This window comes from Streptomyces sp. NPDC111507 (genome assembly GCF_055638955.1).
This window is the reverse complement of sequence record NZ_JBVKBU010000001.1, coordinates 67,921-94,899: the sequence shown is the minus strand read 5'-3', so window position 1 is coordinate 94,899 and position 26,979 is coordinate 67,921. Positions and strand designations below refer to the sequence as shown.

The 26,979-nt window shown below is 72.3% G+C and carries 22 protein-coding genes; 6 read left to right on the top strand and 16 right to left on the bottom strand.

Annotated features, from left to right (window positions below):
- Nucleotides 1–8: 8 nt before the first annotated feature.
- The 3 genes from ectB to ACZ7M2_RS00445 form a co-directional block, all read right to left on the bottom strand.
- Nucleotides 9–1,280, bottom strand: coding sequence for a diaminobutyrate--2-oxoglutarate transaminase (ectB, locus tag ACZ7M2_RS00455; RefSeq protein ID WP_471593555.1), 1,272 nt, complete (start codon nucleotides 1,278–1,280; stop codon nucleotides 9–11).
- A 100-nt stretch (nucleotides 1,281–1,380) separates the two neighbouring features.
- Nucleotides 1,381–1,920, bottom strand: coding sequence for a diaminobutyrate acetyltransferase (ectA, locus tag ACZ7M2_RS00450; RefSeq protein ID WP_471593554.1), 540 nt, complete (start codon nucleotides 1,918–1,920; stop codon nucleotides 1,381–1,383).
- 462 nt (nucleotides 1,921–2,382) lie between these two features.
- Nucleotides 2,383–3,483: a pyridoxal-phosphate-dependent aminotransferase family protein gene (locus tag ACZ7M2_RS00445; protein WP_471594492.1), complete on the bottom strand. Its 1,101-nt coding sequence runs from the start codon at nucleotides 3,481–3,483 to the stop codon at nucleotides 2,383–2,385.
- Nucleotides 3,484–3,720: 237 nt separating this feature from the next.
- Here ACZ7M2_RS00445 and ACZ7M2_RS00440 point away from each other — a divergent pair, with 237 nt between their 5' ends.
- From ACZ7M2_RS00440 to ACZ7M2_RS00420, 5 genes are all read left to right on the top strand, one after another.
- Nucleotides 3,721–4,569 (top strand): transporter substrate-binding domain-containing protein, encoded by an 849-nt coding sequence (locus ACZ7M2_RS00440; protein ID WP_471593553.1) that lies wholly within the window; start codon nucleotides 3,721–3,723, stop codon nucleotides 4,567–4,569.
- Nucleotides 4,566–5,399, top strand: a complete 834-nt coding sequence (locus tag ACZ7M2_RS00435; RefSeq protein WP_352048508.1) for an amino acid ABC transporter permease — start codon at nucleotides 4,566–4,568, stop codon at nucleotides 5,397–5,399. Before ACZ7M2_RS00440 ends, ACZ7M2_RS00435 begins: the two co-directional genes overlap by 4 nt.
- A complete protein-coding gene (locus ACZ7M2_RS00430; RefSeq protein WP_471593552.1) occupies nucleotides 5,396–6,202 on the top strand; it encodes an amino acid ABC transporter ATP-binding protein in 807 nt (268 codons plus the stop codon). Before ACZ7M2_RS00435 ends, ACZ7M2_RS00430 begins: the two co-directional genes overlap by 4 nt.
- A 35-nt stretch (nucleotides 6,203–6,237) precedes the next feature.
- Nucleotides 6,238–7,329 carry an amidohydrolase family protein gene (locus ACZ7M2_RS00425; RefSeq protein WP_471593551.1) on the top strand — a complete coding sequence of 364 codons (1,092 nt, stop codon included), beginning with the start codon at nucleotides 6,238–6,240 and terminating at the stop codon, nucleotides 7,327–7,329.
- A gap of 302 nt (nucleotides 7,330–7,631) precedes the next feature.
- Nucleotides 7,632–8,534: an SCO1860 family LAETG-anchored protein gene (locus tag ACZ7M2_RS00420; RefSeq protein WP_471593550.1), complete on the top strand. Its 903-nt coding sequence runs from the start codon at nucleotides 7,632–7,634 to the stop codon at nucleotides 8,532–8,534.
- Between the two features lie 262 nt (nucleotides 8,535–8,796).
- Here ACZ7M2_RS00420 and cobC read toward each other — a convergent pair whose 3' ends face one another.
- The 6 genes from cobC to cobM are packed head-to-tail and all read right to left on the bottom strand — an operon-like array spanning nucleotide 8,797 to nucleotide 15,195.
- Complete coding sequence (gene cobC / locus ACZ7M2_RS00415; RefSeq protein WP_471593549.1) at nucleotides 8,797–9,906, bottom strand: Rv2231c family pyridoxal phosphate-dependent protein CobC; 1,110 nt, start codon at nucleotides 9,904–9,906, stop codon at nucleotides 8,797–8,799.
- Nucleotides 9,896–10,831, bottom strand: coding sequence for a sirohydrochlorin chelatase (locus ACZ7M2_RS00410; protein WP_471593548.1), 936 nt, complete (start codon nucleotides 10,829–10,831; stop codon nucleotides 9,896–9,898). The genes cobC and ACZ7M2_RS00410 overlap by 11 nt, the downstream gene beginning before the upstream one ends.
- A complete protein-coding gene (locus ACZ7M2_RS00405) occupies nucleotides 10,828–11,439 on the bottom strand; it encodes a precorrin-8X methylmutase (protein WP_471593547.1) in 612 nt (203 codons plus the stop codon). The genes ACZ7M2_RS00410 and ACZ7M2_RS00405 overlap by 4 nt, the downstream gene beginning before the upstream one ends.
- Nucleotides 11,436–13,127 (bottom strand): precorrin-3B C(17)-methyltransferase, encoded by a 1,692-nt coding sequence (gene cobJ / locus ACZ7M2_RS00400; protein WP_471593546.1) that lies wholly within the window; start codon nucleotides 13,125–13,127, stop codon nucleotides 11,436–11,438. The genes ACZ7M2_RS00405 and cobJ overlap by 4 nt, the downstream gene beginning before the upstream one ends.
- Nucleotides 13,124–14,374, bottom strand: coding sequence for a precorrin-6y C5,15-methyltransferase (decarboxylating) subunit CbiE (cbiE, locus tag ACZ7M2_RS00395; RefSeq protein WP_471593545.1), 1,251 nt, complete (start codon nucleotides 14,372–14,374; stop codon nucleotides 13,124–13,126). The genes cobJ and cbiE overlap by 4 nt, the downstream gene beginning before the upstream one ends.
- Nucleotides 14,371–15,195 carry a precorrin-4 C(11)-methyltransferase gene (gene cobM / locus ACZ7M2_RS00390; protein WP_471593544.1) on the bottom strand — a complete coding sequence of 275 codons (825 nt, stop codon included), beginning with the start codon at nucleotides 15,193–15,195 and terminating at the stop codon, nucleotides 14,371–14,373. The genes cbiE and cobM overlap by 4 nt, the downstream gene beginning before the upstream one ends.
- Before the next feature lie 119 nt (nucleotides 15,196–15,314).
- Here cobM and ACZ7M2_RS00385 point away from each other — a divergent pair, with 119 nt between their 5' ends.
- On the top strand, nucleotides 15,315–16,049 hold the full coding sequence (locus tag ACZ7M2_RS00385) for a ZIP family metal transporter (protein WP_471593543.1): 735 nt from the start codon (nucleotides 15,315–15,317) through the stop codon (nucleotides 16,047–16,049).
- A gap of 11 nt (nucleotides 16,050–16,060) precedes the next feature.
- Here ACZ7M2_RS00385 and cobI read toward each other — a convergent pair whose 3' ends face one another.
- The 7 genes from cobI to ACZ7M2_RS00350 are packed head-to-tail and all read right to left on the bottom strand — an operon-like array spanning nucleotide 16,061 to nucleotide 26,932.
- The gene (gene cobI, locus ACZ7M2_RS00380) at nucleotides 16,061–16,810 is read right to left on the bottom strand and encodes a precorrin-2 C(20)-methyltransferase (RefSeq protein WP_471593542.1); all 750 of its coding nucleotides are present in this window, start codon (nucleotides 16,808–16,810) and stop codon (nucleotides 16,061–16,063) included.
- Nucleotides 16,807–18,186 (bottom strand): cobyrinate a,c-diamide synthase, encoded by a 1,380-nt coding sequence (locus tag ACZ7M2_RS00375; protein WP_471593541.1) that lies wholly within the window; start codon nucleotides 18,184–18,186, stop codon nucleotides 16,807–16,809. The genes cobI and ACZ7M2_RS00375 overlap by 4 nt, the downstream gene beginning before the upstream one ends.
- Nucleotides 18,186–18,785, bottom strand: coding sequence for a cob(I)yrinic acid a,c-diamide adenosyltransferase (gene cobO, locus ACZ7M2_RS00370; RefSeq protein ID WP_471593540.1), 600 nt, complete (start codon nucleotides 18,783–18,785; stop codon nucleotides 18,186–18,188). The genes ACZ7M2_RS00375 and cobO overlap by 1 nt, the downstream gene beginning before the upstream one ends.
- Nucleotides 18,785–20,824, bottom strand: a complete 2,040-nt coding sequence (locus tag ACZ7M2_RS00365) for a putative cobaltochelatase (RefSeq protein WP_471593539.1) — start codon at nucleotides 20,822–20,824, stop codon at nucleotides 18,785–18,787. Before ACZ7M2_RS00365 ends, cobO begins: the two co-directional genes overlap by 1 nt.
- Nucleotides 20,821–24,474 carry a cobaltochelatase subunit CobN gene (gene cobN, locus ACZ7M2_RS00360; RefSeq protein WP_471593538.1) on the bottom strand — a complete coding sequence of 1,218 codons (3,654 nt, stop codon included), beginning with the start codon at nucleotides 24,472–24,474 and terminating at the stop codon, nucleotides 20,821–20,823. The genes ACZ7M2_RS00365 and cobN overlap by 4 nt, the downstream gene beginning before the upstream one ends.
- On the bottom strand, nucleotides 24,471–25,979 hold the full coding sequence (locus tag ACZ7M2_RS00355; RefSeq protein ID WP_471593537.1) for a cobyric acid synthase: 1,509 nt from the start codon (nucleotides 25,977–25,979) through the stop codon (nucleotides 24,471–24,473). The genes cobN and ACZ7M2_RS00355 overlap by 4 nt, the downstream gene beginning before the upstream one ends.
- Nucleotides 25,976–26,932 carry a cobalamin biosynthesis protein gene (locus ACZ7M2_RS00350; RefSeq protein WP_471593536.1) on the bottom strand — a complete coding sequence of 319 codons (957 nt, stop codon included), beginning with the start codon at nucleotides 26,930–26,932 and terminating at the stop codon, nucleotides 25,976–25,978. Before ACZ7M2_RS00350 ends, ACZ7M2_RS00355 begins: the two co-directional genes overlap by 4 nt.
- Between the last annotated feature and the right edge of the window lie 47 nt (nucleotides 26,933–26,979).

Here is a 26,979-nt window from a genome sequence, read left to right as displayed (position 1 = left end):
CCTTTCTGTCAGACGGTTTCGCGTACGGCGCGGGCGAGGGTGCGCAGGCCCTCGTCGAGCTCGTCGGGGGTGATGGTGAGCGCGGGGAGGAGTTTCACGACCTCGCTCTCCGGGCCGGAGGTCTCGATGAGCAGCCCGAGTTCGAAGGCGCGCTGCGCGACGCGCCCCGCACGCTCCTTCTCGTGGAACTCGAGGCCCCAGACGAGACCGCGACCCCGGTACTCCTTCACGTCGGCGAGGTTCTCCTCGGTGAGGGAGATCAGGGCCTGCTCGATCTGCTCGCCGCGGGCACGGGTCTGCTTCTCCATGGCGGACCCGTCGGACCAGTACGTCTCCAGGGCCGCGGCGGCGGTGACGAACGCGGGGTTGTTGCCGCGGAACGTGCCGTTGTGCTCGCCCGGCTCCCAGATGTCCAGCTCGGGCTTGAACAGGCACAGCGACATGGGCAGCCCGTACCCGCTGATGGACTTGGACACGGTCACGATGTCGGGCACGATCCCCGCCTCCTCGAAGGAGAAGAACGCTCCCGTCCGCCCGCAGCCCATCTGGATGTCGTCGACGATGAGCAGCATGTCGCGCCGCCGGCACAGGTCGGCGAGGGCGCGCAGCCACTCGGGCCGGGCGACGTTGATGCCGCCCTCGCCCTGCACGGTCTCGACGATGACCGCGGCGGGCTGGTTGAGCCCCGACCCCTGGTCCTCGAGCAGCCGCTCGAACCAGAGGAAGTCCGGCACCTGGCCGTCGAAGTAGTTGTCGAACGGCATCGGGGTCCCGTGCACGAGGGGAATCCCGGCGCCGGCCCGCTTGAAGGCGTTCCCGGTCACGGCCAGCGAGCCCAGCGACATCCCGTGGAAGGCGTTGGTGAAGGACACGATCGACTCGCGTCCCTTCACCTTCCGCGCCAGCTTCAGCGCGGACTCGACGGCGTTGGTGCCCGTCGGCCCCGGGAACATGACCTTGTACGGCAGATCGCGCGGTCGTAGGACGAGGTTCTGGAAGGTGTCCAGGAAGGCGCGCTTGGCGGTCGTCGACATGTCGAGACCGTGGGTGACGCCGTCGCGCTCCAGGTAGTCGATGAGGGCCCGTTTGAGTACGGGGTTGTTGTGCCCGTAGTTCAGGGACCCCGCGCCGGCGAAGAAGTCGAGGTATTCGTGCCCGTCCTCGTCGAACATCCGGCTGCCCCGGGCCCGGTCGAAGACGGTGGGCCAGCTGCGGCAGTAGCTGCGCACCTCCGACTCCAGGGTCTCGAAGACGCTCAGGTCGGGCTGGATGATGCTCACGGCGAATCGCTCCTCGGTGCGTGGGGGAGGGGGAGAAGGCAGGGGGAAGCCAGAGGGGGAAGCCAGGCGGATGTCCGGGTCGGCCGGGACCCGCCCGGGGTCAGCCGGGGAGCGGACCGATCCGGTAGAGCACCTCGGGGTCGTGCGGTCCGTCCGGGAACTGCCCTGCCTCGAACAGCACTTCGTGCTCGACGCGCGCTCCGTGGCGTCGCGCGTACGAGGTGAACAGGCGCTCGGAGGCGGTGTTGCCGGGCGTGATCGTGGTCTCGACGGCGGTGATCGTCCGCTGCTCCGCGACCCGCGCGGTCAGCCCGTCGAGCAGGGCAGCGGCCAGTCCGCGTCCGCGGTGGGCGGCGTCGACGGCCACCTGCCACACGAGCAGGGTGCCCGGGCGCTCGGGCCGGACGTACCCGGTGACGAAGCCGACGGGCACGCCGTCCGCGTCGCGCGCCACCGCCGACGTACCGGCGAAATCACGGCACCACAGCAGATAGCTGTACGAGGAGTTCAGGTCGAGGGTTCCGGAGTCCTTGGCGATATGCCAGAGCGCGGCTCCGTCCGTCACCTTCGGACGGTCGATCCGAAGGCCCTCCGGCATTTCCGGGAATTCCGCTTGCAGGTCTGCTTGTGCGGCGGTCATGCGGATTGAATTTACCGAGGGAAATCTTAAATTGCATCGTCGTCCGAGGTTACGTACGACGCGCCGTTGTGTTATCACGCGCCCGTGAGAACCTGGTGCCGCGCGTGGTGTAAAGGGATGGTTTGCCCGGAAAATAGGGGAGGAAGTGGACGCGTTGTGGAGTGCGTCACAGACACATAATCGCCATGAGGCGTGCCCGAATTACGTCGGTTGGCGTTCGCGAAATCTTTGCGTTTAGGGACCGGGAAAGCGGGCAGAAGAATACGGGAAGCTAATCTTCGAGTTAATGCAGGAATAAGCATGGCGAGCGCCTCGTCAATTGATGCACGATTAAGCCCGTCACGGGAGAAAATGCCGGGGTTCCAGCCCGCACTCAGGGACGCGGGGAACTGTGCGGCCAGCCCCCGCCCATCCGCGGCCGAAGAACCCACCCGGGGTCCGGGGCGGAGTCCCGAGTTCGGGTCAGGACCACGCCTTCGTCGTCGCGCGGCGTGCGGCTTCCAGGTCGGTCGTGAGGCCGGACTCGGCCATCGCCGCCCCCAGCGCCGCGAGGCAGGAATGCACGATTCCCGGCGTCGCATCGGGGCCGTAGTGGTTCACCCGGATCATTTCCTTCGCCAGCGCACCCCCACCCGCGACCAGCGGCAACACCGGATCCGCGGCCAGCGCCTTCGCGACCAGCACCCCCGCGTCGACCCCGGACGGCGCCCGCAAGGTCGTGGCGACCGGCGCCGCGTCCCCCGCCTCGTACACATACGGCTCCAGCCCGCCACCGAGAGCGACCGCCCCTGCCCGCGTGGCCGCAGCCGCCAGGGCGTGGCGGCGCATCACCGCGTCGAGCCCCTCCGCCTCGATCCGCTCGACACACGCCTCCAGTGCCAGCATCTCCAGCTGCGCCGGCGCGTGCAGCAGTGCCTTGCGCCCGCCGTCGACCCACCGCTCCTTCCAGTCCAGCAGGGAGAGGTAGGACCGACGCGGCGCCCCGGGATTGGCGGCCATCCTCGCCCACGCCCGCTCGCTCACGGACACGGCCGACACCCCGGCAGGCCCGCCCATGGCCTTCTGCGCCCCGATCACGCACAGGTCGACTCCCCACGCGTCCGGCAGCACCGGCTCCGCGCCGATCGAGGCGACGGCGTCCAGATAGAACAGCGCGCCGTGCGCACGCGCCACCTCGCCGATCTCCGCGACGGGGTTCGTGTTGCCCGTCGCCGCCTCCGCGTGCACCAGCGAGACGAAGTCGATCGCCGGATGCTCGGCAAAGGCGTCACGCACCTGCGCGGCCGTCACCGCCGTGTGGAACGGCACCGCGAGATCGATCACCGTCGCCCCGCAGTCCCGCAGCCAGTCCCCGAAGGTCTGCCCGTACGGCCCGGTGATCACGTTGAGCGCGGTGGTGCCGGGCCCGGCCGTGGCGCGAATGGCACCCTCCAGGGGCAGCAGCGCCTCGCCCTGCATGATCACGACGTCCTGCTCGGTGGAGAGCAGCCGCGCCACGCGGTCCTCGATCGCCGCGAAGTGTGCGGCGCTCAGCGGGGCGAGGTCCAGGAAGGGGTGGGTCACGGCGGTGCTCTCTTCGCTCACGGGTTCCAATGCGCAGCCCCGAGCGTATCCGGCGCCCTTGTCACGCCCGCGGCGATCCTCGGTCGTACGGGCGGACACCCCCAGGTCATACGGCGGGACGGCCCCGCGAGGCATGACTTCCGAGGCCGAACGGCGCAACAGCCATCGGATTGGTTTGAGTGAGTCAAACCTTTCCTTATAATCGGAATCCCTCATTCCCCCCCACAGGAGGTCTCCGTGAACTCGGTCCTCGGACGCCGGACGCGCATTCTGGCCGCCACCACCGCCACGGCCGGGCTGCTGCTCGTGGCCGGCTGTTCCTCGGGCGGCGGAGGCGGCCAGAGCAGTGCCAAGGGCGTTCCCCTGGTCAAGGCGGGCCAGATCACGACCTGCACCCACCTCCCGTACCCGCCGTTCCAGTCGGAGATCAACGGCAAGGTGGAGGGCTTCGACGTCGCGTTGATCGACCTGGTCGCGGGGGACCTCGGCGTGAAGCAGGCCATCGTCGACACGCCCTTCGAGAACTTCAAGACGGGCGCGTTCCTCAACTCCGGCCAGTGCGACCTCGCCGCGGCCGGCATGACGATCACCCCGGAGCGCAAGAAGAACGTCGACTTCTCCGACCCGTACTTCGACGCCACCCAGGCCGTCCTGGTCGACAAGAAGAGCGGCGTCGACTCCCTCGCCGACGTCAAGGCCAAGGGCAAGAAGCTCGGCGCCCAGGCGCAGACCACGGGGGAGGAGTACGCGGCGAAGCAGGGCTTCGACTCGGTCTCCTTCGAGTCCTCCGACGCGGTCCTCAACGGTCTGCGCACCGGCCAGGTCCAGGCCGTCATCATCGACTACCCGGTTGTCCAGGGCTGGCTGAAGGACAAGGCCAACGCCAAGGCCTTCAAGGTGGTCGACAACCTCAACACCGGTGAGCAGTACGGCTTCACGGTCAAGAAGGGCAACACCAAGCTCCTCGCCGAGATCAACAAGACGATCAAGCAGGCCAAGGCCGACGGCACGTACAAGAAGCTCTACGAGAAGTGGATCGGCCCGTACCCCGCGTCCGCGGCCACCGCCTCCCCGTCCGCCTCATGACTGATGCCGACGCACGACTCCAGCCCCGGAAGTCCGGCCTGACCCGGCGCCAGAAGCGCGCCCTCTCGCGCGGCGCGCAGTACGTCGTCTTCGTCGCCGCCGTGATCGCCTTCGCGGTCGCGGCGGACTGGGGGCGTCTGAAGAACCAGTTCGCGCAGTGGGACCTGGTCAAGCAGATGTTCCCGGACGTCATCACGCTGGCGCTGAAGAACACCGTGCTCTACACGATGTCCGGCTTCGTCGTCGGTCTCGTGCTCGGCCTGGTCATCGCCCTGATGCGGCTGTCCCCGGTGGGCCCCTACCGCTGGCTCGCCGGCATCTACATCGAGATCTTCCGCGGCCTGCCCGCCCTGCTGATCTTCGTCTTCGTGGGTGTCGCCGTGCCCTTGGCGTTCCCGGGTACGGAGATCCCCGGCGGCACGTACGGCAAGGTGGCGCTCGCGCTCGGCCTGGTCTCGGCCGCGTACATGGCCGAGACGATCCGGGCGGGCATCCAGGCAGTGCCCAAGGGGCAGATGGAGGCGGCCCGTTCGCTGGGCTTCTCGCACGCCCGGGCCATGGTCTCGATCATCATCCCGCAGGCGTTCCGCATCGTGATCCCGCCGCTCACCAACGAGCTCGTCCTCCTCTTCAAGGACTCCTCGCTGGTGCTGTTCCTCGGGGTCACCCTGGAGGAGCGCGAGCTCACCAAGTTCGGGCGTGACCTGGCGAGCCAGACCGCCAACTCCACACCGATCCTGGTCGCGGGCCTGTGCTACCTGCTCGTCACCGTGCCGCTCGGATTCGTCGTACGCCGCCTGGAGGCCAAGGCCGGGGAGGCCACCAAGTGACCAGCACCAGCAGTAGTTCCAGCACCAGCACTCCGGAGATCCAGGTCCGGGACCTCCACAAGTCCTTCGGCGACAACGACGTCCTGCGCGGTATCGACCTGGAGATCGGACAGGGCGAGGTCGTCTGCGTCATCGGACCCTCCGGCTCCGGCAAGTCCACCCTGCTGCGCTGCGTGAACCTCCTGGAGGAACCCACCAAGGGGCAGGTCTTCGTCGGCGGCAGCGAGGTCACGCACCCCGACGTCGACATCGACGCCGTACGCCGCCGGATCGGTATGGTCTTCCAGCAGTTCAACCTCTTCCCGCACCTGTCGGTGACCGAGAACCTCACGCTCCCGCAGCGTCGGGTGCTGAAGCGGGACAAGGAGGAGGCGGCCAGGGTCGCCGCCGAGAACCTGGCGCGGGTGGGCCTGTCCGAGAAGGCCGACGCCTACCCCTCCTCCCTCTCCGGTGGCCAGCAGCAGCGCGTCGCGATCGCCCGCGCGCTCGCCATGGGGCCCGAGGTGATGCTCTTCGACGAACCGACCTCGGCGCTCGACCCGGAGCTCGTCGGCGACGTGCTCGCCGTCATGCGCAGACTCGCCCACGAGGGCATGACGATGATGGTCGTCACCCACGAGATGAGCTTCGCGCGCGAGGTCGCCGACCGGGTCGTCTTCATGGACGGCGGCGTGATCGTCGAGGACGGTGCCCCCGCGCAGGTCATCGGCAACCCGAGCCACGAGCGCACCCGCCACTTCCTGTCCCGGCTGCTGGACCCGGCGATGGCGGACGTCGAGGAAGACGTCGAAAAGGGGCTGTAGCACCTCGCCGTCCGGTACGAATTAAGGTGCGGTGCATGAGCGATCGCGCGGTGCTGCACGTGAAGGGGCGGGTGCTCGTCGGGCCCGACGACGTCCGGGACGAACTGTGGGTCGTCGGCGGGAGGATCTCCTACGAGCGTCCCCCCGGCGCCCGTGACATCCGTACCGTCGAGGGCTGGGCCCTGCCCGGTCTCGTCGACGCGCACTGCCACGTCGGCCTCGACGCGCACGGGCCCGTCCCCGACGACGTCTCCGAGAAGCAGGCGCTCACCGACCGCGAGGCGGGCACCCTGCTCGTCCGGGACGCGGGCTCGCCCTCCGACACCCGCTGGATCGACGACCGCGCCGACCTCCCGAAGATCATCCGCGCGGGCCGGCACATCGCCCGCACCCGCCGCTACATCCGTAACTACGCCCACGAGATCGAGCCGGAGGACCTGGTCGCGTACGTCGCCCAGGAGGCCCGGCGCGGCGACGGCTGGGTGAAACTGGTCGGCGACTGGATCGACCGCGAGACGGGCGACCTCAGTGCCTGCTGGCCGCGCGAGGCCGCTGCGGCGGCGATCGCCGAGGCGCACCGCCTCGGCGCACGGGTGACCGCGCACTGCTTCGCGGAGGACTCGCTCAGGGACCTGGTCGAGGCGGGCATCGACTGCGTCGAGCACGCGACCGGCCTGACCGAGGAGACGATCCCCCTCTTCGCCTCCCGAGGGGTCGCGATCGTCCCCACGCTCGTCAACATCGCGACCTTCCCGCAGCTCGCCGCCGGAGGAGAGACGAAGTTCCCGCGCTGGTCGGCGCACATGCGGGCACTGCACGAACGCCGCTACGACACCGTGCGCGCCGCCTACGACGCCGGAGTCCCGGTCTATGTCGGCACCGACGCGGGCGGTTCACTGGCCCACGGTCTGGTGGCCGGCGAGGTCGCCGAACTCGTCACCGCGGGTATCCCGCCGGTCGAGGCGCTGTCCGCGACGACCTGGGGCGCCCGGCGGTGGCTCGGGCGGCCGGGGCTCGACGAGGGCGCGCCCGCCGACCTCGTGGTGTACGAGGGGGATCCGCGCGCGGACGTCAGGGTGCTGGCGGCTCCGCGCCGGGTCGTGCTGAACGGGCGGGTTGTCGGCTAGGTCCTGTCGTCGGAGAGGTCGTCGGAGAGTTCGTCGGCCGTCCGGTTGACGGAGCGTTACGCGTCCGCCGGTCGCCTCGTTACACACCACCGTGCGCGCTCTGGAGCGTCGACCGGCGTGTTCGGGGCGGTGCTGTTGAGTGGGTGACAGCGGGGAACATCCGTGCCCAGCGGCGTCGGAAGATTCGAACGAACTCCCGGAAACCCCACGTTGGAGTGAAGTCACGCCAGGTTGCTGACCGTTCACTCGCGGTGCGTAATTCTTGCCGGGTCCCGAGCTGTTCTCTCCTGGGGGTCCCACCCTTGAACGCCAACACCAACTTCCGCCTGCCCGCACGCCGTTTCGCCGCCACCGCGGCGGCCACCGTCCTCGCCGCCGGTCCGGTGGTGCTGGCCGGTGCGGGTTCCGCGCACGCGAGCGCCGACCACGGTCGCGCGAGCGCCGTCGTGCTGCGTACCGGGCTCGACGTGTCCCTGCTCAACAAGACCGTGAACGTCCCGCTCGCGGTCTCCCTCAATGAGGTGCGGGCGCCGCGGAGCGCCGAACGGACCGCGCTGACGGCGAGGCTGGACGGGGTCGACGGCGGTCAGCCGTTCAGTGTGCTGCGGGCGGATGTCGCCTCCGCGAAGGCGACGGTGTCCGCGTCGGGGGCCGAGGCGTCCACGAACCTCACTCATGCGCGGATCCACGTCCCCGGGCTGCCGTTGCTGTCCCTCATCGAGGTCGGGCAGGTGACCTCGAAGGCGACCTGTGAGGCGGGGCGCAAGCCCGTGGCTTCCGCCACCCTCCTGGGCGGGGTGACCGTCCTCGGTAAGAAGGTGACATTGACGGTGGGCGGTCCGACGGAGGTGAAGGTGCCGGGGGTCGGTGAGGTCCGGATCGACTTCTCCAAGACGCGGACCACGTCCCGTACGGCGGCCGCGTCCGCGCTCGAACTCAAGGTCTCCGTCAACCCGTTGAAGCTGAACGTGGCGGATGTGGAAGGCACCCTGACCCTCGGGTCCGTCACCTGTGAGTCCCCGTCCGTGCCCGCCGTCTCCGTGTCGGCCCCTCCCCCCGACATCAAGCCCCAGGGGGCACCGGCGGAGTCGGGCCTCGCCGAGACCGGTGGCGCGTCGACGACTCCGTACGTGGTGGGTGGGGCGGTCGTGCTCCTTGCCGCGGGCGGAGGGGCCGTCGCCCTGGGCCGCCGCCGCCACTCCTGACCCCGGCCTGTTCTCGCCCCCGCCGCCCCTACCCGTCCCATCCCCCCTGGGGGCTCCGCCCCCCCCGGACCCCCGGGTGTGTTCTTCGACTGCGGGTGAGTGGGGGCTGATCGCGCGGTTCCCCGCGCCCCTGAAGGTCTCGGCCCGCCCGGCGTTCGAGGACGAGGCCGTTCAGGCCGATGCGGGGGTCTGGGGGCGGAGCCCCCTGGGATGGGACGGGGAGGGGCGGCGGGGGCGAGAAATCCCCGTGCCGCACCCGCCCTCATCCCCCGGCCACGACCATCGCCCGATCCAGCGCCTGGAGGAATCCATTGACGGTGGCCCGGTTTCGTACGGCCAGGCGGAGCCAGTCGTCCCCCAGTCCCGGAAACGTGTCCCCGCGTCGCACCGCGAACCCCAGCCCCCGCAAGTGACGCCGCACCACCATCGCCCGAGGCAGCCGAATCAGCACGAACGGACCCTCGGCGGGCTCGACGACCCGCAACCCGTCGGGCTCGAACTCCCGGAGCCCCGCGACGAGATGGGCCCGGTCGGAGGCGACCCGCCGAGCCGCGTGGGCGGCCTCGGCGAGCGCCCGGGGCGACACGCACACCTCGGCCGCCGCGAGGGCGGGCGTGGAGACGGGCCAGAGCGGCTGCGCACGGGACAGCTCGCGGACCGTGTCGGGCGCGGCCAGGACGTACCCGATCCGCAACCCCGCCAGCCCCCACGTCTTCGTGAGGCTGCGCAGCACGACAAGACCGGGAATGTCCGTCCGCCCGGCCAGCGCCTCCCGCTCACCCGGCACCGCGTCCATGAACGCCTCGTCGACCACCAACGTCCGCCCGGGCCGCGCGATCGCGGCGATCGCGGCCGCCGGGTGCAGCACGGACGTCGGATTGGTCGGGTTGCCGATCACGACGAGGTCCGCGTCCTCGGGTACGGCCGCGGGGTCCAGCCGAAACCCGTCCGCCTCGCGCAACAACACCCGGTCGACCGTGTGGCCGGCATCCCGCAGCGCCGCCTCCGGTTCGGTGAACTGCGGGTGGATCACGACCGGCTGACGGACCTTCAGGGCACGGGCCAGCAGTACGAACGCCTCCGCCGCGCCCGCCGTCAGGAGCACCCGCTCCACCGGCACCCCGTGCCGCGCCGCCACCGCGGCCCGCGCGGCCCGCCCGTCCGGATAGGCCGCGAGGCCGTCCAGCGACGCGGCGACGTGCTCACGCAACCACGCCGGCGGCGTGTCCGCACGGACGTTCACGGCGAGATCGGTGAGCGCCGAGCCGTCGTCGCGCACCTCGGCGTCCCCGTGGTGCCGCAGATCGTGCGCGTCGTCCGCGCGCGAGCCGCCGCCGTGCGCGTCGGCTCCCTGCGCGCCCTCAGTGTGCATGCGCGTGCCCGCCGTGGTGGTGCCCGTGGTGATGTCCTTCGTGCTGGTGCCCGTCGTCGTCCGGGTGGAAGTGCGGCTGCTGGGGCAGGCCCACCTTGTCCTCGAAGCCGGGCAGCGCGATGCGGTAGACGCAGGAGTCGCAGTTCATCCGCAGGTCGCCCTTGACCGCCTCCCGGTACCGCTCCATGACCAGGTCGAGCAGCTCCGGCTCGGGGCCGATGACCTCGGCCGACCGCACCTCGACGTCCTGGTGCGCCGCCGCCCAGCCCTCGGTCTGCTGCCGCACCCGGTCCGGGAGGATGCCCGTGAACAGGAAGTAGGGAAGGACCACGATCCGCCGCGCGCCCAGCTTCACACAGCGGTCCAGGCCCGACGGGACGTCCGGCGCCGCCAGCGACACGAACGCCGTCTCGACGCCCGCGTACCCGCGTCCCTCCCACAGCAGCCGCGCCGCCTTGTGCACCTCGGCGTTGGCGTCCGGGTCGGTGGAGCCGCGCCCGACGAGCAGCACGGTGACGTCGGACCGGTCCTGCGGCGTACGGACCGCGGAGCCGAGCGCCTCGTCCAGCCGCCGTTCGAGCACCGCAAGGAGCGACGGGTGCGGGCCCAGCGGGCGCCCGTAGGTGTACGAGATCCCGGGGTGCCGCTCCTTCTCACGGGCCAGCGCCGCCGGGATGTCCCCCTTGGCGTGCCCGGCGGACACCAGCATCAGCGGGACGGCGGCGAACCGGCGTACCCCCTGCTCGACCAGTTCGGTCACGGCGTCACCCAGCGGCGGCGGCGACAGTTCGATGAACCCACCGGCGACGGGCAGTTCGGGGTGACGGTGCCCCAACTGCCGTACGAAGTCGCGGAAGGCCTCGGCTCCGGCCGCGTCCCGGGTGCCGTGACCGGCGATGAGCAGGGCGGGGGGCGGGGTGGTCACGAGAACTCCTTGGTTGCGGGGTGGTACAGCAGGGCGTTGAGCGCGGCGGCGGCGACCGCCGAGCCGCCCTTCTCGGACACGTTGCTGACGGCGGGCAGCCCGCTGTCGCGCAGCGCGGCCTTGGACTCGGCGGCGCCGACGAAGCCGACGGGCAGACCGATGACGAGCGCCGGGTCGGCGTCGAGGGTCAGCAGCTCCTCCAGGGCGGTCGGCGCGCAGCCGATCACCCAGAGCGCGCCGGGCCCGACGTCCTCGTACGCGAGCCGGATCGCGTGGGCCGAACGGGTCAGCCCCGGGCCGGACTTGGCGTCCCTGAGGCGGCAGACGGTGTCGCGGCGCGTGATGCCCGCCGCGACCATCTCCACGTCCACCACGACCGGCGCCCCGGCGTGCAGCGCCGTGTGCGCCTTCGCCAGGGCGCTCTCGTCGGTGACGAGGTCGTCCGCGTAGTCGAGGTCGGCCGCGGAGTGGATGACCCGCTCCACGACCGCCCGCGTCAGCGGCGGGAAGTGCGAGGTGTCCAGGCGGGCACGCAGCCGCCGGAAGGACTCCTGCTCGATGGGGTGCACGACCCGGTTCTCCGGGAACACCTGGCTCACTCGGCTCATTTGGGCTCCTCCTGCCAGCGGTAGCCGCGCGGTGTCACCATGCGCCCGGCGATCTCACGCGTCGCCGTGTTGCCCACGGTCACCACGGTCATCATGTCGACGATCGCCGGATCCAGGGACCCCAGCGACGTCACCCGGCTCGACTCGTCCGGCCGGGAGGCGTTGCGCACGACTCCGACCGGCGTCGTCGGCTCCCGGTGCTCGGCGAGGATCGCGAGCGCCTTCGGGAGCTGCCAGTCGCGGCCCCGGCTGCGCGGGTTGTAGAAGGTCACGACGATGTCGGCCTCAGCGGCGGCCCGCACCCGGCGTTCGATGACCTCCCACGGTGTGTGCAGGTCGGAGAGGCTGATCGACACGTGGTCGTGGCCCAGCGGCGCGCCCAGGATCGCTCCGGCCGCGAGCGCGGCGGTCACGCCCGGCACCCCGACCACGTCGATGTCGTCGGACGCCTCGGCCAGTGCCGGTGACGCCATCGCGTACACGCCCGCGTCCCCGCTGCCGATCAGCGCGACGGCCTGCCCGCGCCGTGCCTCGGCGACCGCCGTGCGCGCCCGCTCCTCCTCGGCGCCGAGCCCGGACTCCAGGATCCGGGTGCCGGGGCGCAGCAGATCGCGGATCTGGTCGACGTACTGGTCGAGCCCGACGAGCACGGACGCCCGCCGCAGCTCCTCCTTCGCCCGCGGGGTGAGCAGGTCACGGGCGCCGGGGCCGAGCCCGACCACCGCGAGCCGCCCGCGCGCCACGCGGCGCACGACGGCACAGGTGGCCATCGCGGGCCGCCCGTCCGCACGCGTCGACTTCCGCTTGGGTACGAGGAGTTCACCGCCGCCTGCGAGGGCGGCGGCCTCCGCCACGGACGGGGTGCCGACGGCGGTGAGCGGCGCGTCCGAGGGGTTCGGCACGTCCACCGTCGCCAACTCCTCGGCGGTGTACGTCACCACGGGCACCCCGAGCCGTCCGGCGGCCTCGACGATGCCGGGCTCCTCGGCCTTGGCGTCGACGGTGGCCAGCTCCGCGACGGACCTCGCGGACAGCCCGGCGTCACGGAGCACGTCCTCGACGAGGCCGAGGATCTCCGCCACCGGGGCGCCCTTGGACGCGCCGACCCCCACCACGAGGGAGGGCGGCCGCAGCAGCACCTCGCGCTCGCCGGGCGCCACGGCCCGGTCGGTGACACGAATGCCGTACGCGCCCTCCGTCGCGACCGGCAGGGGCGGCAACGGCCACGCCAAGTCGGCCCGCAGAGCGACGGGTTCGCCGTCCAGCAGCGCCCGGGTGACCGCGGCGACATCCCCCTCCACGGGGAAGCCGAGCGTGTCGAGACCCGGCACTGCGACCGCGTCCGTCGCCGTCGTCACCACCGGCTCGGCCCCGAGCAACTCGCCCACCTCGCGGGCGAGTTCATTGGCGCCGCCGCCATGACCGCCGACGAGCGACACGGCGAACCGGCCGCCCTCGTCCACGCACACGACCCCCGGGTCGGACGTCTTGTCGCCCAGCAGCGGCGCGATCAGCCGCACCACCGCACCCGTGGCGAGGAAGCACACCAACTGGTCGCACTCCGCGAAGGCCCGCCGCACGGCGTCCCCGACGGACCCGTCGTACACCCGCGTACGGGTGGGCCAGGCCGCGGCCAGCCGGTCACGGGCCGCCGCGCCCGCCGCCGTGGCGGAAATCAGGCCGATCACTGGAGGACTCCTTCGGTACGTGCCGGAGGCCGGACGCCCCACAGCAGAAAAACGGGGTTGGTGGCCGCGAGCCGGGTGACGTTCCCCGGCAGCGGCGCGAGCCGGGAGGACTGCAGCAGTACGCCGTCGCAGTCGAACCCGGCGGCGGTCAGCGCCTCCCGGGCCGCCGGCACCCGATCGAGCGCGGCCATGGCGACGACGACGGCCCGCCGGGCCCGCCGCGCGCAGACGGTCACGATGGCGGGCAGCTCGCGCCCCCCGCCGCCGATGAACACGGCGTCCGGATCGTCCAGGTCGGACAGCACGGTCGGCGCGGCCCCGTGCACCACCCGGACGTCGACGCCGTGCGCCTCGGCGTTGGCGAGGATCCGGTCGCAGCCGTCCCGTGTCTTCTCGATCGCGGTGACGGCGGCCCCGAACCGCGCGCACTCCACGGCGACGGAGCCGGAGCCCGCGCCGACGTCCCAGACCTGCTCGCCGAGACGCGGCCCGAGCCGGGCCAGCGCCAGCGCCCGCACCTCGAACTTGCTGATCATCGAGTCGCGGTGGGTGAACTCGCGCTCGTCCAGAGCCCACCGGTCGGGTCCGGCCGGGGGACCGGCGACCGTCCGCACGGGGGCGAGGGCCCGCGACTCGTCGAGACACAGGACGACACTCACCGCCGTGCCCCAGTCGCGGCCCGCGGCCTGAGCCGGGGTGACCCGCTCGACCCGCTCGTGTGCGGGGTCGCCGAGTGCACTCGCCACCACGAGGACGCGCCCGGCGCGGGGGTGGGCGAGGGCGGCGCCCAGCTCGGCGGGCCCGGAGCCGGGGCCGGTCAGCACCGCCACCTTCGGGTGGGAGCGGCAGACCTGGACGGCCGTGCGCAGCGCGCGCCCGTGGGCGCTCACCACCACCGCGTCGTCCCAGGGCAGCCCGAGCCGCGCGAAGGCGGTCGCGACGGACGAGACACCGGGGCGCACGTCCAGCCGCTCGGCCCCGAACCGCTCGGCCAGCGCGCGCACGATCCCGAAGAACCCGGGGTCACCGGAGGCGAGCACGACGACGCGCCGCTCCTTTTCCAGGCATCCCTCGATCGCGTCAAGGGCGGGCGCGAGCGGCCCGAGGACGATCCGCTCCACCGCGTCCGGCAGCCGCGCGGCCGTCAGATGGCGTCGGGCGCCCACGACGAGCCCGGCCTCGGCCAGCGCGTCCGTGGCGTCCGTGGGAAGCGGTGCCCCCGTCCCCGTACCGAAGACGGTGATCACGAAGGACTGCCCTTGCGGGCCGCGCGCAGCTCCGCGCGCGCCTGCGGATCGGCCCTGCGGAAGCCGTGGAAGTGGCCGGGGTGGTAGAGGTGCGAGCGGGTGCCTGTCGCGTCGAGGGCGGGGCCGACTAGGAAGAGGGTGTGCTTCCAGAGCTTGTGCTCCTTGACGGTCTCCTCCAGCGTCTCGATCGTGCACTTCACGATCAGCTCCTCCGGCCAGGTCGCCTGGTAGGCGACCACGACCGGCGTGGACGTCGGATAGCCACCCTCCAGCAGCTCCCGTACGAGCTGTCCGCTGCGGGCGGCCGACAGGAACAGCGCCATGGTCGTGCCGTGCCGCGCGAACTCCCGCACCTCCTCGCCGGGCGGCATGGGCGTCTTGCCGCCGCCGAGCCGGGTGAGGATCACGGACTGCGCGACCTCGGGGATCGTCAGCTCGCGCCGGGCGAGCGCGGCCACGGCGGAGAAGGCGGAGACGCCGGGAATGATCTCGGTCTCGACGCCGAGGTCCGCACACCGGTCCAGCTGCTCCTGCGTACCGCCCCACAGGGCCGGGTCGCCGGAGTGGATGCGGGCCACCTTCAGCCCGTCGGCCGCCGCCCGCTCGTACACGGCCACGACGTCCTCCAGGGACATCGTCGCCGAATCCAGGATCTCCGCCCCCTCGCGCGCGTGCTCGAGGACCTCGGCCTGCACCAGGCTGGCCGCCCAGATCACGACGTCGGCCTCGGCGATGGCGCGCGCGGCGCGGAACGTCAGCAGGTCGGCGGCGCCGGGCCCTGCCCCGACGATGGTCACCTTGCCGGTGGGGGCATCGGCCATGGGAATCGGTCCTCTCCTACGGATGAATCGGGTGCTGCGTGAAGTCGGTGGGCGCGTCAGTGGGCGCGAGGTTGTCGCCGGATGTGCGCGAACGGGGTGCGATCGGATACGAAGGGTTCATGGCGGTCTTCGTCGCGCTCGGCGCGTTCCTGATGACGCTGGCCGGCGGCTGGACGGCACAGCGGGTCACCGACCGCCGCCACCTGGTGCTGGGCCTGGCGGGCGGGCTGATGCTCGGCGTGGTCGGCCTGGATCTGCTCCCGGAGGCGCTGAAAGCGGCGGGTGAGGAGGTGTTCGGTGTACCGGCGGCCCTGCTGCTGTTCGTCGCCGGGTTCCTGCTGGCCCATTTGGTGGAACGCCTGCTGGCCGCCCGGCAGGCCGCGCACGGCGGCGAGGAGCACGACGGACGCGCGCCCGAGGTGGGCCTGACGGCCGCCGCGGCGATGGTCGGGCACAGCGCCATGGACGGCGTCGCGATCGGCGCCGCCTTCCAGGTCGGCGGCGGCATGGGCCTCGCGGTCGCGCTCGCGGTGATCGCCCACGACTTCGCGGACGGCTTCAACACGTACACGATCACGAGCCTGTACGGGAACGCGCGCCGCAAGGCGATCACGATGCTGTTCGCGGACGCGGTGGCCCCGGTGATCGGCGCCGCCTCGACCCTGTTCTTCACCATCCCGGAGAAGGCGCTCGGCGGCTATCTCGGCCTCTTCGGCGGCGTACTGCTGTACCTGGCCGCCGCCGAGATCCTCCCCGAGGCGCACCACGAGCACCCGGCCCGCTCGACCCTGCTGTGCACGATCGCGGGCGCGGGGTTCATCTGGCTGGTGGTGGGGCTTGCCGGAACCGGGTGATCTTCCCGGGCTCACAGTTTCCCGCCGCGTGTGCCGTCGCGCCGGGCGGGCGCGATGAGGGTGGAGAGGTACGGCAGCGGTTCGCCGTCGAGGTCGGCGGCGGGCCGGATGGACTCGCCCTCCAGCCCGAGCGCGGACCCCCACACGGCGTCGTCGAGCCGCCCCGTCACCCGCAGCGCCTCCGCGACCTCCTGCGCCTGCCGCCCGAACTTGTACGCGACGACGGTCCCGGGCCCGTTGAGGGCGTCCTTGAGCACGGCGGCCCCGGCGGTCACCGGAACGAGGGTGAGCGGCTCGGTCCCTTCCGTGAGCACGGCCCCGGACCGCGCCGCCAGATCCTGCATGGCGGTGATACCGGGCACGGTCTCGACGACCGTGCCGGGCACCAGTTCCCCGATGGTCTGCGCGAGATAGGTGAAGGTCGAGTACACGTTCGGATCGCCGATGGTCGCGAAGGCGACGGACGCGTGCCGCCGGAGCAGCTCCGCGACCCGTGTGCCCGCGGCGTCCCAGGCGGCCTCGCGCCGCCCCCGGTCGGTCCGCTCGTTGAGCGCGAACACGACGCGGACGACCTTCGCCTCGGGCACGTAGTGCAGGACGGTGGCCTCCGCCCGCCCCGGCTCTCCGCCGTCCTTTCCATCGGGCGCGGCCATCACCGGTACGACCACGACCTCGGCGGCACGCAGCGCGTTGACGCCCTTGACGGTCACCAGCTCCGGGTCACCGGGGCCGACCCCGATTCCGATCAGCTTGCTGCTCATGACGTCCGGCACCTCTCCACGAACCGACGGGCGACACCGGGCTGCGCCGCCCAGTGCGTGTGCAGATAACTCGCGTGCACACCTTGTTGTACGAAACCTTCGACGCGCCGCTCAGGGGCGCGCACCCCCCAGGCGGGAGCCGCCCCGGCGCCCGGCTCGACGACGGTCCGGTGGAACTCGTGCCCCCGCATCCGCGTCCCGGCGACGGCGAGCGCGCTGTCACTCACGGCCACGGCGTCCCGGTAGCCCAGGGTGAGCCGCTCACTCATCCGGGCCGAGACGTCGAGCACGCCGCACATGGGCTGCCCGTCGAGCTCGCGCGAGAGATACAGCAGCCCGGCACACTCGGCGGCGACGGGCGCCCCGCCGAACGCCAGCTCGGCCACGGCCTTGCGCAACGGCTCGTTGGCGGACAGCTCGGGCGCGTACACCTCGGGAAACCCCCCACCGATGACCAACCCGCCAACGCCGTCCGGCAGTTGCTCGTCCCGCAGCGGGTCGAAGGAGACGACTTCGGCTCCCGCGGCGGCCAGCAACTCGGCATGCTCGGCGTAGGAGAAGGTGAAGGCGGCCCCACCGGCAACGGCCACCCTCTTCACCCCGGTGGCAGCTTGGTCCTTCAGCCCGTCCGGCGTTAGAGCGGCGACCACCTCAGCCGCATCCCACGCCGCACCCGCCGGCTCACCCGCACCACGCGCCAACGCGAACAACGCGTCCAGATCACACCCGCGCCGCACCTGCTCGGCCATCGCCCCCACGGCGTCCACGGCATCCGCGCGCCGCTCGGCCACCGGCACCAACCCCAGGTGCCGAGAAGGCGTGTCCACCTGGGGAGCGCGCCGCAGGACACCGAGCACCGGCACCCCGGACGCGTCGAGAGCCTCCCGCAGCATCGACTCGTGCCGCTCGGACCCCACCTTGTTGAGGATCACCCCCGCGACCCGCACCTCGGGATCCCAGGAAGCGAACCCGTGCACCAGCGCGGCCACCGACCGGGACTGCGACGACGCGTCGACGACCAGCACCACCGGCGCCCGCAGCAACTTCGCCACCTGCGCCGTGGAGGCGAGCTCACCCTCACCGGCGGCCCCGTCGTACAGCCCCATCACACCTTCGACGACCGCGAGATCGCAGCCGCGCGCCCCGTGCGCGAACAACGGCGCGATCAACTCCGTACCGCACAGATACGCGTCGAGATTCCGCCCCACGCGCCCGGTGGCGAGCGCGTGGTACCCGGGGTCGATGTAGTCGGGCCCCACCTTGTGCGGGGACACGGCGAGCCCCCGTGAGGCGAAGGCCGCCATCAGCCCCGTGGCAACGGTGGTCTTGCCGCTCCCGGACGAGGGCGCGGCGATGACCAGCCGAGGGACGGACATCACCACTCGATGCCCCTCTGGCCCTTCTGGCCGGCGTCCATCGGGTGCTTGACCTTGGACATGTCCGTCACGAGATCCGCGAACTCGACGAGCTTCTCGGGAGCGTTGCGCCCGGTGATCACGACATGCTGGCTCCCGGGCCGGTCCCGCAGCACGGCGACGACCTCGTCGACGTCCACCCAGCCCCAGTGCATGGGGTAGGCGAACTCGTCCAGCACGTACAGCTTGTACGTCTCGGCGGCGAGGTCCCGCTTGACCTGCTCCCAGCCCTCGCGGGCCTTCTCCTCGTTGTCCATCTGGGAGTCGCGCTGCACCCACGACCACCCTTCGCCCATCTTGTGCCAGTCGACGGACCCGCCCTCGCCGGAGGCGCCGAGCACGCGCAGCGCGTTCTCCTCCCCGACCTTCCACTTCGCCGACTTGACGAACTGGAACACCCCGATGGGCCACCCCTGGTTCCAGGCGCGCAGCGCCAGCCCGAAGGCGGCGGTGGACTTGCCCTTCCCGATCCCCGTGTGCACCACGACCAGCGGCCGGTTGCGGCGCTGACGCGTCGTCAGCCCGTCCTCCGGTACGACACTCGGCTGCCCCTGCGGCATTACGCGGCCCTCCTCGAAGTCCCCTGCACATCGCGTACGAGCCCGGCGATCGCGTCGGCCCGCAACTCGTCCAGCGTCACCGCCGTGCCGCCCAGTTCACCCGCGAGCCGCCCCGCGAGTCCGAGCCGCACGGGCCCCGCCTCGCAGTCGACGACCACGGAAGCGACCCCGTCGGCCGCGAACAGCCGCGCCGCCCGTTCGGCGAGCGCGACGGGCTCAGGGCCGCCGGTGGCCCGCCCGTCGGTCACCACGACGACCAGCGGCCTTCGGGCGGCGTCCCGCAGCCGCTCGACCCGCAGCACGTCGTGCGCGCGCAGCAGCCCGGCCGCGAGCGGCGTCCGCCCGCCCGTGGGCAGCGACTCGAGGCGGGCGGCGGCCGCGTCGACGGACGAGGTGGGCGGCAACGCCACGTCGGCCGAGGACCCCCGGAAGGTCACGAGCCCCACCTTGTCCCGCCGCTGGTACGCGTCGAGCAGCAGCGACAGCACCGCGCCCTTGACGGCACTCATCCGCTGCCGCGCCGCCATCGACCCGGAGGCGTCCACCACGAACAGCACGAGGTTGCCCTCACGCCCCTCCCGGGTGGCCTGGCGCAGATCGTCCCGCCGTAGGACGAGACCGCGCCCCGACCGCCCCCGCGCCCGCTGATGGGGTGCCGCCGCCTGCACGGTCGCCGCCAGGTGCAGCTTGGTGAGCGCCCCCTGGGGCCGCCGCGATCCGGTGGTCCGCCCGTGCTCGGTCCGCGCCCGCGAACGCCGCCCGGCCGCGCCCTCGCCGAGCCCCGGCACGCTCAGCACCTTCGTGCGAAAGGGTTCGGCGGCCCGTACGGGGGACTGCTCACCGGCGCCCTGTGCGGCCGGCGCCTGCCCGTCGTCCGAGGGCTCGCCCCGCGCCGGGACGTCACCGGCGGGGGAGTCGCCGTCCGGCCCGTCCTGAGGCGGCTGCCCACCCCCACCGGGCCCGTCCGGATCCGGGTCCCCGTCCGGATCGTCGTCGGAGGAACCCTCCTCGGACGAACCCTCGTCCGATCCCCCGAACTCCTCCAGCGTCTCGTCGAGCTTGTCCTCGTCGAGCCCCGGCGCGTCGAAGGGGTTGCGCCGCCGCCGGTGCGGCAGCGCGAGCAGCGCGGCCTGACGTACGTCCTCCGCCAGCACGTCGGTCCGTCCCGCCCACGCGGCGAGCGCGGTCGCGGTCCGTGCCATGACGATGTCGGCCCGCATGCCGTCCACCTCGAAGGCCGCGCAGGTCGCCGCGATCTGCCGCAGCGCCGGGTCCCCGAGCCGCACGGACGGCAACAGCTGCCGCGCCGCCACGATCCGGGCCCGTACGGCGGACTCCTCGTCGGCCCAGCGCGCCGCGAAGCCCGCCGGGTCGTCGTCGTAGGCGAGCCTGCGCCGTACGACCTCGACCCGTTGATCGGGTTCCCGCGAGGCGGCCACCTCGACGGTCAGCCCGAACCGGTCGAGCAACTGCGGCCGCAGCTCGCCCTCTTCGGGGTTCATGGTCCCGACGAGCAGGAAGCGTGCCGCGTGCCGTACGGAGACACCCTCGCGCTCGACGTACGAGGCGCCCATGGCGGCGGCGTCAAGGAGCAGGTCGACCAGGTGGTCGTGGAGGAGGTTGACCTCGTCGACGTACAGGATCCCGCGGTGCGCGTCGGCCAGCAGCCCCGGCTCGAAGGCCTTCACGCCCTCCGCGAGCGCCCGCTCGATGTCGAGCGCGCCCACGAGCCGGTCCTCGGAGGCACCGACGGGCAGCTCGACCATGCGGGCCGGCCGGGTCTCGAAGGCGCCCGGCTCGTGCGGACCGTCGGGGCAGGCCGGGTCGGGCCCGGCCGGATCGCACGAGAACCGGCACCCGGCGACGACGTCCACCCCCGGCATGAGCGCCGACAGGGCGCGTACGGCCGTCGACTTGGCCGTGCCCTTCTCACCGCGGACGAGCACACCGCCCACGGCGGGCGACACGGCGTTCAGCAGCAGCGCGAGCCGCAGGTCGTCCTGGCCGACCACGGCCGTGAACGGGAACGGGGTACTCACTGGTCGTCGCCCTCCAAGTCGCCTTCGAGCTCCAGATAGGTGGCACGCAGCCGCTCCAGCGTGTCCGCGTCCGGCTCGGCCCACAGCCCCCGGTCGGCGGCCTCGAGGAGCCGTTCCGTGATGCCGCGCAGCGCCCACGGGTTGGACTTCTTCATGAAGTCCCGGTTCTCCGCGTCGAAGACGTACTCCGCGCTGAGCTTCTCGTACATCCAGTCGTCCACGACCCCGGCGGTGGCGTCGTACCCGAAGAGGTAGTCGACGGTCGCCGCCATCTCGAAGGCGCCCTTGTAGCCGTGCCGTCGCATGGCGGCCATCCAGCGCGGGTTGACGACCCGGGCGCGGAAGACGCGGTGGGTCTCCTCGCCCAGCGTGCGGGTCTTCACCTGGTCCGGTACGGCCGAGTCACCGACGTACGCCTCCGGGCTCGCGCCCGTCAGGTGCCGGACCATCGCGACCATGCCGCCGTGGTACTGGAAGTAGTCGTCGGCGTCGACGAGGTCGTGCTCACGGGTGTCGACGTTCTTCGCGGCGACGGCGATGCGCCGGAACGCGATCTCCATGTCCCCGCGCGCCGCCCGCCCGTCCAGCCCGCGCCCGTACGCGTAGCCGCCCCACACCGCGTACACCTCGGCGAGGTCCGCGTCGGAGCGCCAGTTGCGGGCGTCGATCAGGGGGAGGAGCCCGGCACCGTACGCGCCCGGCTTGGAGCCGAAGATGCGGGAGGTGGCGCGGCGCCGGTCGCCGTGCTCGGCGGTGTCCTCGTCGGCGTGCGCGCGGACGTAGTTGCGGTCGGCGGGCTCGTCCAGCTCGGCCACCGCGCGCACCGCGTCGTCGATCAGGCCCACGACGTGCGGGAACGCGTCCCGGAAGAAGCCGGAGATGCGGACCGTGACGTCGATGCGCGGCCGGCCCAGCTCCGCCAGGCCCACCACGTCGAAACCGGTCACGCGGCGCGAGGCGTCGTCCCAGACCGGGCGGCAGCCGAGCAGCGCGAGGATCTCGGCGATGTCGTCGCCCTGGGTGCGCATCGCGGACGTGCCCCAGACCGTCAGACCGACGGACTTCGGGTACTCGCCCGTGTCCTGCAGGTACCGCTGCACCAGGGAGTCGGCGAGCGACTGCCCGACCTCCCAGCTCAGCCTGGAGGGGATCGCCTTGGGGTCGACGGAGTAGAAGTTGCGGCCGGTCGGCAGGACGTTCACCAGCCCGCGGGTCGGTGAGCCCGACGGGCCCGCGGGGACGTACCCGCCGTCCAGGGCGCGCAGGATGTGGGTGATCTCGTCCGTCGTCCGGGCCAGGCGCGGCACGACCTCACGGCAGGCGAACTCCAGCACTGCGACGGCGTCGGGCAGTTCGACGCCCAGCACCTCCCGTACGAGAGCGGTGCTCTCGGACGTCACCCAGCCGCGCTCCTCCATGCCCTCGGCCATCCGGCGGCACAGCTGCTCCAGCAGGTCGATCGCGTCGGCTCCGGTCCGCGCGGGCCCCTCGACGAGATCCGACAGCTCGACCGGCACCTTCACCGGCGCGCCCGGCTCGGCGAGCAGTTCCTTCTCGACCAGGCCGAAGTACTCGGCGAGGCACGCCCGCAGCCCCGGCAGCGCGTTCGCGGTGCCGCCCCACACCTGGGAAGCGCGCAGCACGGCCAGCACGAGGTTGACGCGCGGCTCGGCCTCCGGGCCGCCGCCGAGGATGTGCAGACCGTCGCGGATCTGCACGTCCTTGATCTCGCACAGATAGCCGTCGATGTGCATCACGAACTCGTCGAACGCCGCGTCGTCCGGCTGGTCCTCCACATGCAGGTCGTGGTGGAGTTCGGCCGCCTTGACCAGCGTCCAGATCTGCGCGCGGACGGCCGGGGCCTTCGTCGGGTCCAGGTCGGACACCAGCGCGTACTCGTCGAGGAGCTGCTCCAGCTTGGCCAGGTCGCCATAGGTGTCGGCGCGGGCCATCGGCGGCACGAGGTGGTCGACGACCGTGGCGTGGCCGCGCCGCTTGGCCTGGGTGCCCTCGCCGGGGTCGTTGACGATGAAGGGGTAGATGAGCGGGAGTTCACCGAGGACGGCGTCCGGCGCGCAGCCGCCGCTGAGCCCGAGTCCCTTGCCCGGCAGCCACTCCATCGTGCCGTGCTTGCCCATGTGCACGACGGCGTCCGCGCCGAAGGAGTTGTCCAGCCACCGGTAGGCCGCCATGTAGTGGTGGGACGGCGGCATGTCCGGGTCGTGGTAGATCGCGATCGGGTTCTCGCCGAAGCCGCGCGGCGGCTGGATCATCACGACGACGTTCCCGAACTGCAGGGACGCGAGCACGATGTCGTCGCCGTCGACGTAGAGGGAACCGGGCGGCTCGCCCCACGCGTCCAGCATGCCGCGCCTGAGATCCGGGTCCAGCCTGTCGAACCAGGCGCGGTAGTCGGCCAGCGGCACCCGTGCGGGCGCGGCGGCCAGTTGCTCCTCCGTGAGCCACTCGACGTCGTGGCCACCGGCGTTGATGAGCCGGTGGATCAACTCGTCGCCGTTGTCGGGGTGCCCTTCGACGACGTACCCGGCGTCCCGCAGCGCGTCGAGCACCCGTACCGCCGAGGCGGGCGTGTCGAGGCCGACCGCGTTGCCGACGCGGGAGTGCTTGGTCGGATAGGCGGTGAAGACGAGAGCCAGTTTCTTGTCGGCGTTCGGCTTGTGCTTCAGCCGGGCGTGCCGTACGGCGATTCCGGCGACGCGCGCGGCCCGCTCGGGGTCGGCGACGTAGACCGGCACCTCGTCGGGCCCCTGCTCCTTGAAGGAGAAGGGGACGGTGATCAGACGGCCGTCGAACTCGGGGATCGCGACCTGCATCGCCGCGTCCATGGGGGAGAGGGCGGCGTCCGACGCGTCCCAGGCACTCCTGGACGAGGTCAGGCAGAGTCCTTGCAGCACGGGGACGTTCAGGTCGGCGAGCGCGCCGATGTCCCAGGCCTCCTCGTCGCCGCCCGCGGACGCCTCCGAGGCGTGCGTGCCGCCCGCCGCGAGCACGGTGGCGACCAGCGCGTCCGCCGCGCCGAGGATCTCGTACAGGCCCGCGTCCGCGCCGCGCAGCGAACCGCAGTACACGGCCAGCGCGTTGGCGCCGCGCGCCTCGATCGCGTCGCACAGCGTGTCCACGAACGCGGTGTTGCCGGACAGCTGGTGGGCCCGGTAGAAGAGCACGCCGACGGTCGGCCGGCCCTCGACGAACGCGCGCTCGCCGTGGACGCCGTACTCCGGCATCTTCCGCGGCTCCTCGAAGCCCTCACCCGTCAGCAGCACGGTGTCGGACAGGAACCGGGCCAGCTCGGTGAGGTTGTCCGGACCGCCCTCGACCAGGTAGCGCAGCGCCTCGGCGACGACACCGGCGGGCACCGACGACTCCGCCATCAGTTCGGCGTCGGGTACGGACTCCCCGCCGAGCAGCACGGTGGGGATGCCCGAGGCCTTCAGCTTCCGCAGGCCCTCCTCCCAGGCACGCTTGCCGCCCAGGAGTCGTACGACGGCGATGTCCGCGCCCTCGACGAGGGACGGCAGTTCGCCCTCGACGTCCACCCGGGTGGGGTTGCCGATCCGGTACGGGGCACCGGAGGCACGCGCCGCCAGCAGATCGGTGTCGGCGGTCGACAACAACAACACTGTGCTCATGCGGGCGCTCCCGGTGGAATGAAAGGCAGTCCTTGCGGCGCGCCCGACTCGATGAGCCGCCACAGCGCGTCCGTGTCCGCGTGTTCCTCGATCAGATCGCCGAGCCGGTCGAGCTGCTCCTCGCGCAGCGCCGCGAACGACGTGTCGGCGGCCGGCACGAAACGACGGCCCGCGGCGGCCGCCACCTCGCGCAGGAAGGCGCGCCGGAAGCCGTCCGACTCCAGCGAGCCGTGCCAGTGCGTGCCCCAGACGGCGCCGACCCGGCACCCGTCCAGGAACGGTTCACCGCCCGTCACATCGGCGACGCCGTGATGGATCTCGTAGCCCTCGACGTGCTCGCCGAGCGCTTCCCCGACGGGCCGGGTCAGGGTCTTCTCGCGTGCGAACCGCACGCGGACCGGCAGGAGTCCGAGCCCGTCGACATGACCGGCGCGCGACTCGACCTCGTCCTCGATGTGCTCGCCGAGGACCTGGAATCCGCCGCAGATGCCCAGCACGGGCCGCCCCTCGGCGGCTCTGCGCAGGAGGGCGTCCGCGAGTCCGCGCTCGCGCAGCCACTCCAGCGCCTTCACCGTCCCCCGGGTCCCGGGGACGACGACGAGGTCGGCGTCGGCCAGCTCCTCGGCCCGGTCCACGAACCGCACGACGACACCCGGCTCGGCGGCCAGCGCGTCCAGGTCCGTGAAGTTGGACATCAGCGGGATCGCGCAGACGGCGACGCGCAGTACGTCCTCGCCGACGGGGGAGGTCACCTGGGACTCCCGGACCGCTCCCCGCAACGACACCCGCAGCCCGTCCTCCTCGTCGATGCCGAGGCCGTGCCGGAACGGCAGGACGCCGTACGTACGCCGTCCGGTGAGGCCGTGGAGCATGTCGAGCCCCGGCTCCAGCAGGGAGACGTCCCCCCTGAACTTGTTGACGAGGAACCCGGCGACGAACTCCTGGTCCTCGCGCGACAGCAGCGCGACCGTCCCGAAGAACGAGGCGAACACACCCCCGCGGTCGATGTCGCCGACGACGAGCACGGGCAGCCGCGCATTGCGCGCGATCCCCATGTTCACGATGTCGGTCCGCCGCAGATTGATCTCGGCAGGACTGCCGGCCCCCTCACAGATCACCGCGTCATACGTGCCCCGCAACTCGGCGAGACAGTCCAGCACGGTGGTGAGGAGGGCTTCCTGGCGCCCGCCGTGGTAGCCACGGGCCGTCATCTCACCCACGGGCCTGCCCATGAGGACGACCTGACTGCTCCGGTCGCTGCCCGGCTTGAGCAGCACGGGGTTCATGAGCGCGGTCGGCTCCACCCGGGCGGCCTGTGCCTGCATGGCCTGCGCGCGCCCGATCTCGGCGCCCTCGCGCGTCACGAACGAGTTGAGGGACATGTTCTGTGCCTTGAAGGGCGCGACCTTGACGTCCTGTCGCACCAGCCACCGGCAGATCCCGGCGGTCACGACGCTCTTGCCCGCGTCGGAGGTGGTCCCGGCGACGAGCAGCCCGCCGCTCATGACGTACGCCCCTTCCTGAGAAGCCTCTGTACGAGCAGCCGCCCGCCGGCGCTCACGCCGAGGGCGAGCCAGCCGACACGGCGTGACAGCCGTACGGCCCGCTCGATGTCGTCGACGTGCACGGCGCGCCCGGCGCCGTTGAGTTCGGGCCGGTGCTCGACGCGCCCGCCGTAGGAGAGGGTGCCGCCCAGGCGCACCCCGAGCGCCCCCGCGAACGAGGCCTCCACGGGCCCGGCGTTGGGGCTCGGATGCTTGACGGCGTCGGCGCGCCAGGCTCGCAGGGCCCCTCGTGGACTGTCACCCGCGAGAGCGGCGAGCACGGCGGTGAGACGAGCCCCCGGCCACCCGGCGACGTCGTCGAGCCGAGCCGAGGCCCACCCGTACCGCCGGTACCTGGTCGACCTGTGACCGACCATGGCGTCAAGGGTGTTGACGGCCCGAAAGCCCACGAGCCCCGGGACTCCGGCCACGGCACCCCACACCAGGGCGCCCACCACGGCGTCGGAGGTGTTCTCGGCGACGGACTCCACGACGGCGCGCGCGATGCCGTCGGCGTCGAGGGCCTGGGGATCCCGTCCGCACAGATGCGGCAGCCGCTCCCTGGCGATCTCGATCTCCCCGTCCGCGAGGGCGTCACCGATCGCCCGGGCCTCCCGCCCGAGTGTGGTGCCCCCGACGACGGCCCAGGTGGCGGCGGCCGTCAGCGCGAGGGACGCGGCACGTGAGGGGCGTACGGCGCGGGAAGCGACGGCGGCGAGTCCGGCGGCACCGCCCACACATACGGCGGTGTGCAGGGCGCCCCACCCGCGGTGGTCCCGCCACAGCACCCGCTCCAGGGCGCCCGCGGTCCGCCCGAACAGGGCGACCGGATGCCCCCGGCGGGGATCGCCGAGCAGCAGATCGCCGAGGAGGCCGGCGGCGGCGCCGTACGCGTAGACGCGATCGGCACGCACGGGGTCAGCCGACCGTCAGGTCGGGTGGAACCGTCGCTCGGGGGGCA